Origin of the sequence: Rhizobium sp. BK098 (assembly GCF_014193155.1) — a bacterium.
Classification (GTDB): Bacteria; Pseudomonadota; Alphaproteobacteria; order Rhizobiales; family Rhizobiaceae; genus Rhizobium.
Genome location: NZ_JACHYY010000013.1, coordinates 117,350 through 129,330 on the forward strand (window position 1 = coordinate 117,350; position 11,981 = coordinate 129,330).

At 58.3% G+C, this 11,981-nt stretch carries 12 protein-coding genes; 1 reads left to right on the forward strand and 11 read right to left on the reverse strand.

All coding sequences use genetic code 11. The features are described from left to right. Positions 1–16: 16 nt before the first annotated feature. The 10 genes from FHT73_RS25890 to FHT73_RS25935 form a co-directional block, all read right to left on the reverse strand. Positions 17–1,420: an alginate export family protein gene (locus FHT73_RS25890; protein WP_183715775.1), complete on the reverse strand. Its 1,404-nt coding sequence runs from the start codon at positions 1,418–1,420 to the stop codon at positions 17–19. A 52-nt stretch (positions 1,421–1,472) separates the two neighbouring features. Then, on the reverse strand, positions 1,473–2,372 hold the full coding sequence (locus tag FHT73_RS25895; RefSeq protein ID WP_183715777.1) for a glyoxalase: 900 nt from the start codon (positions 2,370–2,372) through the stop codon (positions 1,473–1,475). Between the two features lie 3 nt (positions 2,373–2,375). After that, positions 2,376–2,819: a DoxX family protein gene (locus FHT73_RS25900; protein ID WP_183715779.1), complete on the reverse strand. Its 444-nt coding sequence runs from the start codon at positions 2,817–2,819 to the stop codon at positions 2,376–2,378. Between the two features lie 10 nt (positions 2,820–2,829). Beyond that, positions 2,830–4,716 (reverse strand): amidohydrolase, encoded by a 1,887-nt coding sequence (locus FHT73_RS25905; protein ID WP_183715781.1) that lies wholly within the window; start codon positions 4,714–4,716, stop codon positions 2,830–2,832. A gap of 28 nt (positions 4,717–4,744) precedes the next feature. Then, positions 4,745–5,011, reverse strand: a complete 267-nt coding sequence (locus tag FHT73_RS25910) for a XapX domain-containing protein (protein ID WP_112609707.1) — start codon at positions 5,009–5,011, stop codon at positions 4,745–4,747. A gap of 34 nt (positions 5,012–5,045) precedes the next feature. Next, positions 5,046–5,882 carry an alpha/beta hydrolase gene (locus tag FHT73_RS25915; protein WP_246712226.1) on the reverse strand — a complete coding sequence of 279 codons (837 nt, stop codon included), beginning with the start codon at positions 5,880–5,882 and terminating at the stop codon, positions 5,046–5,048. Next, the gene (locus tag FHT73_RS25920; RefSeq protein ID WP_112398684.1) at positions 5,879–6,535 is read right to left on the reverse strand and encodes a hydrolase; all 657 of its coding nucleotides are present in this window, start codon (positions 6,533–6,535) and stop codon (positions 5,879–5,881) included. The genes FHT73_RS25915 and FHT73_RS25920 overlap by 4 nt, the downstream gene beginning before the upstream one ends. A 239-nt stretch (positions 6,536–6,774) precedes the next feature. Further along, positions 6,775–7,614, reverse strand: a complete 840-nt coding sequence (locus FHT73_RS25925; protein ID WP_183715783.1) for an AraC family transcriptional regulator — start codon at positions 7,612–7,614, stop codon at positions 6,775–6,777. Positions 7,615–7,774: 160 nt separating this feature from the next. Then, positions 7,775–8,680 (reverse strand): AraC family transcriptional regulator, encoded by a 906-nt coding sequence (locus FHT73_RS25930; protein ID WP_162708070.1) that lies wholly within the window; start codon positions 8,678–8,680, stop codon positions 7,775–7,777. Positions 8,681–8,990: 310 nt separating this feature from the next. Beyond that, the gene (locus FHT73_RS25935) at positions 8,991–10,574 is read right to left on the reverse strand and encodes a Na+/H+ antiporter (protein ID WP_183715785.1); all 1,584 of its coding nucleotides are present in this window, start codon (positions 10,572–10,574) and stop codon (positions 8,991–8,993) included. A 361-nt stretch (positions 10,575–10,935) separates the two neighbouring features. Between FHT73_RS25935 and FHT73_RS25940 the strand changes: the two genes are divergently transcribed. Beyond that, a complete protein-coding gene (locus FHT73_RS25940) occupies positions 10,936–11,568 on the forward strand; it encodes a hydrolase (protein ID WP_112609699.1) in 633 nt (210 codons plus the stop codon). A 233-nt stretch (positions 11,569–11,801) separates the two neighbouring features. On the opposite strand, the gene FHT73_RS29365 is transcribed toward FHT73_RS25940, so the two are convergent. Beyond that, positions 11,802–11,981 (reverse strand): hypothetical protein (locus tag FHT73_RS29365; RefSeq protein ID WP_210290485.1); only part of this gene is annotated, 180 nt, incomplete at its 5' end.

An 11,981-nucleotide genomic window follows, 5' to 3' on the forward strand; every position in this document is an offset into this window, starting at 1 on the left:
ATCGCTTGAAATTCGATCACCAGGCGAAAGTCAGTTGAGCGCCCAGATAATTGCCGTCGTGACCGCCGGCTTTGCGGATGACATCGCCGATCTCGTAATGCACCGCCTCAATGGCGCCTGTCAGATTTGCATTGAAGGCATAGTCGAGCCTGATCTGCCCATAAGCCCCAGACCAGGCACCGCCGCGACCCGCCGTTCCTGCCAGAGGCTGGTTGGGCTGCACGTAAATCGCGTCTGCCGTGGTTTGCCGCCATTGAAGGCCAATTGCCGCCATCAGCGTCATATTATCCGTCGGCTTCACCGTGATCGAGGGCTTGAGGTGAATGAGGTTTGTATAGCCGGTGTAGCCGGCGAGCGCGAAATAATAGCCGTTCGGGAAAAGAGGATTGAAGGTGCCGACAGTGCCGTCGCCGGGATGGCGATCCCCTGAGGCGATATCGAACTGCAGACCCAGCCGCGGGGTCCAAGGGGCATCCTCGAAGGTGTAACCCCCGCGCGCGCCGATCGCCCAGGCTCGAATATCCTTGTCGCCGACCGAACCCACCTGCCCCATCCCCTCGAGATCCCAATCGAGACCGCTCGAACTGCCTGCAAATCGGGTGTCGAATATGTGCCGGTCTTCGTCTCCCGATCCATCCAGGTAATGTGCGTTGCGCTTCTGATAGAGCGAGTAGTAAGCGGAGAGCTCGTTGGTTCCGAGGACCTGCCGTTCCACGCGCAACGTGCTGAAGTGGAAGTCGCCATTTGACGTGTCGTCGAAAGCCTTATCGTTTCGATATTGGACCGGTTGGCTGACGAAGCCGATGAAGCGCCACGGCCCCGTCTCCCAATCCGCCCAGATGGCGTCGAAGGATTGCCGCACATTCGGCCCGTCGCGCGAGGAAACGAAGCGCTGCAGGTCGAAAGCAAAATCCTGCCGGCCAACACGAGCCTTGAAGGTCCCGGCATCGAAATCGTGTGAATAGGAGACGAACGCCAGCCGCAAATCCGCCTTGTCGGCATCCGCCGGGCCGACAGAGCTTTTCCCGAATGCGCGATCATCTTCAAACTGCGTGAATACCTGCCAGTCCTCGAAGAGGTGCAGATCGATGTGGAATTGTGCCCGCTGGATCAAATAACTATCGCGCTCGATCCCGCCGATTCCAAAGCTTGGGGCGTTGTTTGTCTCGAACCGGTCTCGCAAATTCGCGCCGAACGATACGTAGGTTCCCGGATCACCGGACGAAAGCGGGAGATATTTCAGGCTGTCGAGCGGTCGCGTCCTCAGCGCAGGATCCGCCAGGACGGACCAATCCTCTTGCCAGCGGTTGCTCTTGATCGTGGGCCGCTTGACGGCTTTTGCCTGGTCAGCAGCAATTGCCGCTGTCGCTGACAAGGCCAGCAAGGCGGCCGCCGAGAATAGGTGGCGTTCGATCATCATTATACTCCCTCAAAGGCAGGGCGGCCGCGTCCATGCGGCCGCTGCGCTGTCATCAGGGCTTCGCGACGGCATGGATCTCCGCCACATAGCCGCCGGGAAATTCCACCATGGCGGCTTGGCGGTCACTCGACTGGTAGGGTTCGACGAGGATCTTCACGCCGCCGTCCTTGGCCTTCTGCAGCGTCGCGCCGAGATCCGGGACTTCATAACCCGTCATCTCATGACCGTAGGGAAAGGGCAGATGTCCGTCGGTGACGAGCACGGTCATCCTGCCGTACACGGATTCGATGCGGACACGGCGGAACGTATCGTCGGGACGGCCGATCTCGATGCCGGGTGCCTTTCTATCGTCGGAGACAACCTTGCCCTTCGAGAAGGCGAGGAAACCCCTGACAAAGGCAGAGACGGCATCCGCCGACACATAGACGCGGTTGTCCGGGATGGTTTCGAAGGCCGCATAGTTCGGCTTGGTCGTGTGCCAGTAGATCTGCATGTTTATGCCGCCCGGCCACTGGATGACGGCATCGCGGCCGATGGGATCGGGGAATGGCGACACGATCACGCTTGCACCGGCGGCACGGGCGGCGGCAACGGCCTTGTCCATGTCGGTAACGAGATAGCCGGTGCGCTCGGCGCCGAAGGGATAGGGAATCGGCGTCTTGAATCCGAACAGCGACACGGTACCGGCGGGGGTCTGCAGGAGCTGCGACGTCGTGCTGCTCGGGGTCGGCGTCACCGTGGCGACGACCTGCTTCGTGCTTGCCCCGCCGAAAGTCGCAAGGAAGCTCTGGGTGAAGGCGTCGACCTTGTCCGGGTCCACATAAACATGCGTGGTGTCATATTGCGCGCCGACACCGACCTGCGGATAGGCATTGCGCGCCAGCGCGGGTGCGGCCGGCAGCGCAGTAAGGGCGAGAAGAAGACCTAGTATTTGGAGCGGTCGTGAGATCACGTCTTAAGCCTCAGTGTTCGAGATGGGATGGGAGAGATCTAGCCAGGCGACGAGCAAAAAGCCACCGACGAGGCCAAGATGCTCGAAGAAGGAATTGGCGGCCATGAAGCGCTCCATGCCGGCCGGCAGCTCCCAGAAGCGCAGCGCCAGAAAGGTAGCAAGCAACGTGAAGGCGCCGAGCCCGAGCGCGCCGAGCCAACGGAAGAAACCGACAAGGATCATGACGGAGGCGGCAAGCTCCAAGATGATCACGAGCACGGCGAAAGGTGCCGCCGGCGACAGGCCGAAATGCGTGATTTCGCCGATCGCGCCGGGAAAATCCGTCAGCTTGTTGAGGCCGCCCTGCAGATAGGCGGCGCAGAGGCCGAGATGGGCGAGGAAGCGCATCCAGCGCGTCCCGAAGATGGGGCGTGCAAGACTGGCCAGTTTGGTTTGAAGAGTGTCCATGCCTTTGTCCTCACACGGCCCAGCAGGAGCAGCCGAGCGCACCGAAGAAGCCCTTCAGATCGGCAATCGGCAGTCTCGATGTCCAGGCACCGGCATGATCGTGGCCATGCACGCCGCAATCGTTGGCACAGCCGCAGGCGGTGATCGCTGTGCGACGCAGCGAATGCCGACCGGCACCCTCTGGCTCGCCCCAGGCGGCATAACCGCCGAATTTGCGAACCGGCGACCAGTCCGGCATGGCAGGCGGTATGTCGTTTTCGCCGAGCGCCCGGAAATCATCGGCGCCGTAAACGATCTTGCCGCCGACCATGGTCAGTTGCGAGGTCAGGAAGGAGATCTCGTCCTCGGCGCAGGCGAAGAAGTCCTTGTCAGGCACGATGAGGTCGGCGAACTGGCCTTTCTCGATGCGCCCCTTCTTGCTCTCCTCGTTGGAGAACCAGGTGACGTTTTCCGTCCACATCCGTAGCGCCGTCTCGCGGTCGAGGCAATTGGCACGGGGATAGAGCTGCATGCCGCCAACCGTCTTGCCGGTCACCATCCAGGAGAGCGAAACCCAGGGATTGTAGGAGGCGACACGCGTGGCATCCGTGCCGGCGGAGACCTTGACGCCCTTTTCCAGCATGCGGGCGATCGGCGGGGTTGCTTCTGCAGCGCCATGTCCATAGCGCTCGACGAAATATTCGCCTTGGTAGGCCATCCGATGCTGGGTCGCGATACCGCCGCCCAGGGCCGCGATGCGGTCGATCGACTGGTCGGAAATCGTTTCGGCGTGGTCGAAGAACCAGTTGAGCCCTTCGAGCGGGATATCCTGGTTGACCTTCTCGAAGACGTCGAGCGCCCGGCTGATCGTCTCGTCATATGTGGCGTGCAGTCGCCAGGGCCAGCGGTTCTGCGCAAGTACTCGCACGACCCCTTCCAACTCACCCTCCATTTCGGGTGGCATATCGGGACGCGGCTGGCGAAAATCCTCGAAATCGGCTGCGGAGAAGACCAACATCTCGCCAGCGCCGTTGTGACGGAAATAGTCGTCGCCCTGCTTGTATTTCACCGAAGCGGTCCAGTTGAGGAAGTCTTGCTTTTCCTGCTTCGGCTTCTGTGTGAAGAGGTTGTAGGCGAGGCGCACCGTCATCTGGCCCTCGTCGGCGAGCTTCTGGATGACGGCGTAATCATCGGGATAGTTCTGGAATCCGCCGCCGGCATCGATGACGCCGGTGATGCCGAGGCGGTTCAATTCCCGCATGAAATGGCGGGTGGAGTTGACCTGATAGTCGAAGGGCAGCTTCGGACCTTTGGCAAGTGTCGAATAAAGGATGCCGGCATTGGGCTTGGCGAGCAGCAGGCCGGTCGGATTGCCACTGGCGTCGCGGGTGATCTGGCCGCCGGGCGGTTCTGGCGTGTCCTTCGTATAGCCGACTGCGCGAAGGGCTGCGGCGTTCAACAGGGCGCGGTCGTAGAGATGCAGCAGGAAGACCGGCGTATCGGGAGCGATGGCATTGATCTCCTCGATGGTCGGAAGGCGCTTTTCGGCGAACTGGTGCTCGGTGAAGCCGCCGACGACGCGGACCCATTGCGGCGGCGGTGTGATCGCCACCTGCCGCTTCAGCATGTTCATGGCATCTGCGAGCGAGCTCACACCATCCCAGCGCAATTCCATGTTGAAGTTCAAACCACCCCGAACGACATGGGTATGGTTGTCGATGAGGCCGGGAAGAACACGCTTGCCTTTCAAATCGATCACCTTGGTGTTCGGCCCGGCAAGCGCCATGATCTCGGCGTCGTGGCCGACGGCGAGGAATTTTCCGTCTTTGATCGCGACGGCGGTGGCGGCTGGGTTGGAGCGGTCGAGCGTGGTGATCAGACCGTGATGCAGGATGAGGTCCGCGGTCGCGTTATCCATTGCGTTCGTCCTTAACTGGAAAAAGGGATCACGCCTTGTCGGCAGCGGTGTCTGAAGGCTTCTCGCCCTTGGGCAGATGGCCGAACACGTGCGGCTTGATCTGATGCATCCAGGAGACGGCGGCTGGTTCCTTTTTGATGAGCGTCTTGGCGAAGGGAATAATCTGCTCGCCAACAAGGATGCCCAGGAGGCCAACGAGAGCAATGACTGGCGGGGCCGGCGAACGGACGTTCAGCAGGCTATAGACAATGCCGACGAGCAGGCCGGCTGCCAGGGAATACAGATAGATTTTCATGAGTGATTGTCCTTTTGGAATCCATGCCTTGGCCTTAGGCGACCGATACCTCGGAAACCGCGTCGAGGATGACGGAAGCAACGGCCGCTGGCTGCGAAAGCAACGACATGTGGCTGGCTTTGAGTTCGGTCGTACGAGCGTTCAACTTCTCCGCCAATTCGCGTTGGAGCTCGACGCTGACCGCCCGGTCTTCGGTCGAAATCACGTACCAGTTCCCGCGGTTCGCCCAAGCGGCCTTGCTCACCTTGTCGGCGAACGTGCCGGCACCGAGCGGCGGCTGGGTCGCGGCGAGAACCCGCGCGTCCTGTTCCGGAAGATCCTGCGCGACAGCGTTAATCCAACCGTTCACGCTCATCATGTAGCTGCCGCTGCGGTCAGTGCTCACCTCCCCCAGGCCGGCGGGCGCCGGATGGGCAGCGACCTGATCTCCAGTCGATTGGCCAACATTCGGTGCGAAGGCCGCCACAAAGACCAAGGCCTTGACCTTTGGATCGTCACCAGCTTCCGTGATGACGGTTCCTCCCCAGCTGTGACCGGCAAGGACGACAGGTCCATCGATCTGGTTCAGCGCATGGCGGGTTGCCTCGACATCCGCCGCCAAAGATGACGTCGGATTCTGCACGGCGACAACCGAAACGCCCTGCTTCTGCAAAAGGGAAATAACGGATCTCCAGCTCGATGCATCCGCCCATGCCCCATGCACGAGGACGACGGTCGCGTTAATCGATGGTGAAGCGGTCATGGTGAGCTCCGTGTACATGGCGGAAACAAAATGGTGGGTTCCGTGGCGCAGGAACGAGCGCGCCACGGAAAAGTTGGAGGAGCTGGCCGTCGCATCGCGCGTCAGCACGAGCAGCCATTCACTCGTCAATGACCTTCGGACGCGCCGAACATCGTCTTTGCGTAGATGATGCCGAGACCGTAGGAGCCGCCGAACTTCTTGGCGATGCCAGTGGTCATGTCGTAGGTCTCTGTCCGTGCCCAATCGCGCTGAAGCTCGAGCAGGTACTGGAGCGATGTCATCGGCTGAGCGCCTGCTTGAACCATGCGATCCATCGCCCGGTTGTGAGCTTCATCGGAAACGTCGCCGCAGGCATCGGCCAGTACGAAGACTTCAAAGCCCTGTTCAATCGCCGACAGGGCCGGACCAACGATGCAGACGCCGGTCCACAGGCCGGAAAGCACAATGCGCGTCTTGCCGATGCGGTTGATCTCTTCGATGACAGGAGCGTCTTCCCAGGTGTTCATCGAGGTGCGGTCGAACAACTTCTGGCCGGGGAACGCGTCGGTGATTTCGGAGAACATCGGACCGGAAAAGCTCTTTTCGGCAACCGTGGTCAGAATGGTGGAAACGCCGAAACCTTTAGCGCCGTGGGCGACGAGAGCTGCATTGTTCCGCAGATTGACAGCATCAATGCTCTTCGTCGCAAAAGACATCTGCGACTGAAAATCGATCATGATCAGCGTATGGTCGTTAGGAGTAAGAAGCTTCGAGCCCGGCGTCGGTGTCGCGTTTACGGCCATTATGTTTTCCTCAAAAGCGTTGAGCTGAATTGCGTCGTCATTCAGCTAAATTGCGTTGACGGAGCGGATGATGCCCGCTGCGGCAGCAATCTTCTTGTCACTTAGAAGGACATTTTGGATGTTCGGACTGTTTCGGCGAACGGGTATCAAACGGCGCCGGAAGGAAACGAGCCCTGCTCAAGACAGGATCTGAGGGGAAGAATTTTCGCCAAAGCGCAAGCTTCTGGCCGGCTGCGATCTTATGGGATCTTATCGCTAAGTTTCAAGCTGTTCTGCCGGCGCCAGTTGCCAGGGGGCTCTCCCGCAATATCCGAAAACACCCGCGTCAGATGGCTCTGGTCAGCGAAGCCGCAGGCTGTGGCGATCTCTTGAATGGAAAGGCCCGACAGCAGCAGATCTTTGGCCTTTGAAACCCTATACTCCATGACCCAGCGATATGGCGTGCGGCCAAACGTTTCCTTGAACGCCCTGTTAAAGTAACTCCGGGACAAGCTGCACAATTCAGCGAGTTCGGCGATCGAAACCTGTGCGAAGGCGTTCGCCGTCATAAATTCCAGTACCCTTTTTTCCTGCCATGGCGCCAAGACGCCCGTCCTACTCGTCGGAAAGTACTGGCTGGCATAAGTATGCGTCAGATGCGTCAAAAGAACCAAACTGATTTGCTCAAAAAACAACTGATTGGCCTCATGCCGATTGACGAGATAAGGCAGGACGGCCTGAGCAAGGCCAAGAATGACGTCGTCCTTGGTGCCGGGCCGACAGTCGAACCCGCCGAATTGCGGGCGTCCGATATCCTCCAGGAAAGAGCGCACAAAGGACAGCGGGATATTGAACCTCAAATTATCGAACGGCGAGAGATGATGGCACTGCCATTCATTTCTAAGATCGGTAATAGCAATCGCGCCCTTGGGATGCCCGCCTTCGAAAATGAGCTCGTTGTTCTTCCAAAGTCGATGCATTCTGAAATCGGTCAACTGGGTGATGACAGAGACCGCCTCGTCACGTTTGCTCGGCGGAGCGATCGGAAGATCATCCTTGTCGTAGCACAGGCGCGTGATCGTGATGGCCGAGGCCTTCATCGTCCATCGACTGGGACCAGGCGTTCCGGGCGCATTATCACCCTCCAATTGTCTTTCCAATGTCCACCCCGGCCAGCCATCCTTACAGCCACAACGCTAGAGCATTCCTTGGTAAATTCCAACGAATTTTTTACGAAACGCTCCTTTTCGCTCAACTTAATTAGTTAAGGCACCCGGCACGCCAGACCGCCGGCGTCATCCCGGTTTCACGGGAGAAAACCTTCGTAAAATGACTTTGATCCACGAATCCGCATGCGTTCGCGATCGTTTTCAACGATGATTCGCTTCCGCGTAGCAGCTCCTTTGCAGCGTCCACGCGTGCATGCATCAGCCATTGGTGGGGCGTGATGCCGGTTACCTTCTTAAATCCCTGCGAGAAATGATTAGCGGAGAGGCCAGCTGCCGCGGCTATTTCCGCGACGGACAACTCACGGGCAAGATTTTTTCTCATAAACTCTTTTGCCGCAGCCTCGCGATTGAAGGGAAGGATCGTGTCGTCCGCGCCGGCCCCCGTCTCCCCGAGAGGGTCCTCAATCAGATGAGAGCAGATCGCGATTGCCAGGTGTTTCAGAAGCGCTTCCGACGATCCGGTCTCTCGATCAAAGAGGGAAAGTATGACGTCGGTGAGATTGCTTAGAACCGGATCCCTCTCGCCTCTTCGGCACCGCAGCTCGATTGTCGGGCTTGCGCTGGATAACTCTCCGACTTCCTCCAAAAGCGTCTTTGGCAGAAAAAAAGTAACCGAGTGAAGGTTAGCATATAAGACGATTGACGCCCCTTCGGAAAGGTCGACAAGACATACCGATCCCCGTTCGAACTTTCGCGGCAGCGTCCTGCTCCCATCGGCCAGGATATCGCAATGATGGGCCTCTTTGGTGTAGACCATCAGAAAATAGGCATCGCACACGGGAAGGGAGACGATTGGCCTCTCACCATCCGAGACATCCTTGGCTATTCTCGTAACGCAAATCGATGAATCTCTGATAGGCACCGTACGCAGCGCGGCGGCCTCGGGAAGGCCGAAGTACGGGCCGAGCGTTTTCAGTTCAAGATAATCCAGGCTCAATCCCCCTCCTCCAAGACGCCTCCGCGCCTGTGGCATCCGTGAGAACATTTCGGTTGCAGTGGACCATACTAATTCTGCTGAATATCCGCGCAATGCTCATTCTCACGGAAAATCAGGTTTCAACCGAAGAGAGAACAAGCGTTGCGATAACGACCACAATTATCTTGTACAATCTTATGGCAACAACCGAACACGCCACCAATCATCAAAAACCGGACTGATTATGGCTGATTTTCAATTCTCGGTGGATATTTGCGCAATGGTCCGACGTTAGGGTAAGGTGCGCCCTTCTATCCACAGGCCGGACAGATCAAAGCCTGTTCTCCGCAGCGATCTCCTGAAGGTCGAGCTCGTGTTCGAGATCCTGCAGGACGCGATCATGGATTTCGCCAGCCCTGTGCATCCGCAGGATTTCGGCACGACCCGCCTGAAGCGCCTCAAGAACCGTCCTGAAGTGATCGACCTTGATGCCCTCATGCATATCCCGGTCAGCTTCGTATTGCGCGGCAACCTGCGCCCGATGCCTGTACTGGTCGAGTAGGCGGGGATGCATTTCACTGCCATCCTCCTTCTGCGAGCGCTTCTGGATCGCACGATACTGTGCTTCCGCTACGCGCCTCCAGGCGGAAGCTTCATTGTCGCGCAACTGCTGTTCTTCATCGGGACTTGCCAATTTGAGGAGGGTGGCGAGCGGGCCCAAGGTTGTACCTTGGACCAAAACTGTGACGATAATCACGGCAAACGCGGCAATAAGAACTATGTCCCTTCCCGGCATCTGTTCCGGAAGCGACAACGCGCCCGTCAGTGTCACCACACCACGCATACCGGCCCAGCTCATGATTGTTGTGGTTTTAATTGATGAAGGCTCTCCGCTCCTGAAACGTCGAAATAGCAGGACCCGTTTCAAAGCTCCTGTCCCAAGCAGCCAGACAAACCGCGCGAGGATCACGGTGAAAACGACGGCTGAAACTGGAATGATAAGATCGCCAATGCCCTGTCCGACCCCGGAGATACGGTCGAGAACGCCTCGAAGTGAGAGGCCGACAAGTATGAAAACAAGCGACTCCAGTAGAAAGACCATTGCCTTCCAAAACGCTTGAGCTCGCACGCGGGTTGAAGCTGAAAAGGTTTCGTGCTGATGGAATCCGAGGATGAGCCCGGTTGTGACCGTCGATAGGACCCCTGAGCTGTCAAGGCGTTCCGCGCCGATATAGGAACTCGCGGCGAGCAGGAGCGTTGCTGTAATGATCAGCTCGCTGTCGCGCAATCGACGGATCACCCAAACGCCGGACCAGCCGACGATGAGACCGACGAGCACGCCTCCGATCGCCACCCATGAGAAAGACCCGAGGGCCTCTGAAATACTGAAGGTGCCGGTCAACGTCGCGGCCACAGCGACGCGTAACAACACAAGTCCACTGGCGTCATTGACCAGGCTCTCACCTTCCAGAAGTGCCGAGATTCGGCTCGGGAGATGAAGCCTCTCGAGCACCGCTCCGGCGGCGACAGCATCCGGTGGCGAGACAATCGCCCCCAATGCGAAACCCACGGCCCATGGCAGACCAGGCAAGAGGAGATGAAACACGCTTCCGACGGTCAATGTCGTGAATATGACGGCACCAAGCGCGAGAGAGGCTATCTCAGCAAAATGCTTCTTAAAGTCGTACCATACGGTGAAATATGCGCCGCTCATCAGGAGTGGCGGCAGAAAAATCAGCATGACCATTTCCGGATCAATCTTGATCGCCGGAACGCCAGGCGTCAGCGCAAGAACGATTCCGCCGATCATAAGAGCCGCGGCCGGCGGTAGATGCAAACGCCGGGCGACAAGCTCGAGCATGATCGTCGCCATCAGCAGAAGGACGAGAAATTCGTATGTCGATTCGACTGACATTTGGTTCGGGTCTTGCCTTGTCTCTGGTTATGCGTTGCGCCGGAATTGGGTCGAAACGAGCTCCGCCGCGGTGCATCGCAAGGACATTGTTTACCGAAAACGTGGTCGATTGAATTGGACGATAATACTGCTACCGGGCAAAAACCTGTGACCCTGTCAATCCGTCGAGAACAGCTTACCCGCCCTGGCGCCTGACTGGGCGACATGGAGACAGGTTCCCGTGGTAGACCAACTCAGCGCGTCAGCAATCTCATGGGAACGGGGGAAGACGAAATCCCAAATAGCGATAGGGGTGTCCAAGATGCCGACCGAAATATTGGCTAGCGTCTCGCCATCCTGCAATGGAGAATCGGAAACCCACATGGTTGAGTTGCCCTTGATTACGCCGAACGATTGCACACTTCTTTTAATCGACCAGCAGGCGGGCCTCGCCTTCGGAGTCGAGTCCGTCGCTCGTCAAACGCTCCTCGGAAACGTCGTGGCCTTGGCAAAGACGGCCACGTTGTTCGAACTGCCAATCATCGCCTCAACATCCGCCTCGACGGTTTATAGCGGACCCGTTATGCCGGCGATCCAGGCCGCGATCGGCGATGTAAAGTCGGTCGAGCGCCGGAACATGAACCTCTGGGAGGACGAGACGGCACGTGCCGCCGTTGTCGCAACCGGTCGCAAGCGTCTCCTCGTTTCCGGCCTTCTGACTGAGGCGTGCGTATCGTTTCCGGTCCTATCTGCCATTGAGGAAGGTTACGATGTCTCTGTCGTTGCCGACGCCTGTGGCGGGCTGACCCCTGAAAGTCATTCCCTTGCATTACGGCGAATGGAGGCGGCAGGGGCGACGATGACGTCTTGGATTCAAGTCCTCCTCGAGCTTCAAAGAGACTGGACAAGGCACGAAACCTATGCCGGAGCCAGAGGGATTGTTGAAGCCCACGCCGGTGGCTATGGCATCGGACTTTCATACGCGCGCGATATGATCCATCCCCCGCAGCCTTAAGTATGGCTGGCCGCTGCGGTCACTAGGCGGCCAGACTTCTTGACAAATCGATTCAGAAACAAGCGGCACCACATCATCCGCGAACATCATCGATGTGGCCGATCAATGCGTCCCGCCTGAGACTCTTCTCCGTCTGCCGGCGAAGGAAAATCTTCTGCCTTATCAAATACGATGCATCGACAGCTTGCTTCAGGGGTCGATAACGCTCACCCCATCAAGCCTTTGACGCTCGCTCAGCTGACAACGGCCATCAGCGGCAAAAGACGCGAGCACGGGCGGAGCGGCTGGCGGACACGACAGCCTATAGCGGCTTCAAATCTTGATAGCTGATCTTTGTGATTGTAAATTTTGGTTGCGGGGGCAGGATTTGAACCTGCGGCCTTCAGGTTATGAGCCTGACGAGCTACCGGGCT

Bases quoted from the DNA above. Each gene is read 5' to 3' on its own strand.
- FHT73_RS25925 (WP_183715783.1), bottom strand. From the start codon at position 7,614: ATGAAGGCCTCGGCCATCACGATCACGCGCCTGTGCTACGACAAGGAT.
- FHT73_RS25920 (WP_112398684.1), bottom strand. From the start codon at position 6,535: ATGGCCGTAAACGCGACACCGACGCCGGGCTCGAAGCTTCTTACTCCT.
- FHT73_RS25890 (WP_183715775.1), bottom strand. From the start codon at position 1,420: ATGATGATCGAACGCCACCTATTCTCGGCGGCCGCCTTGCTGGCCTTG.
- FHT73_RS25910 (WP_112609707.1), bottom strand. From the start codon at position 5,011: ATGAAAATCTATCTGTATTCCCTGGCAGCCGGCCTGCTCGTCGGCATT.
- FHT73_RS25905 (WP_183715781.1), bottom strand. From the start codon at position 4,716: ATGGATAACGCGACCGCGGACCTCATCCTGCATCACGGTCTGATCACC.
- FHT73_RS25935 (WP_183715785.1), bottom strand. From the start codon at position 10,574: ATGTCAGTCGAATCGACATACGAATTTCTCGTCCTTCTGCTGATGGCG.
- FHT73_RS25940 (WP_112609699.1), top strand. From the start codon at position 10,936: ATGGTTGAGTTGCCCTTGATTACGCCGAACGATTGCACACTTCTTTTA.
- FHT73_RS25900 (WP_183715779.1), bottom strand. From the start codon at position 2,819: ATGGACACTCTTCAAACCAAACTGGCCAGTCTTGCACGCCCCATCTTC.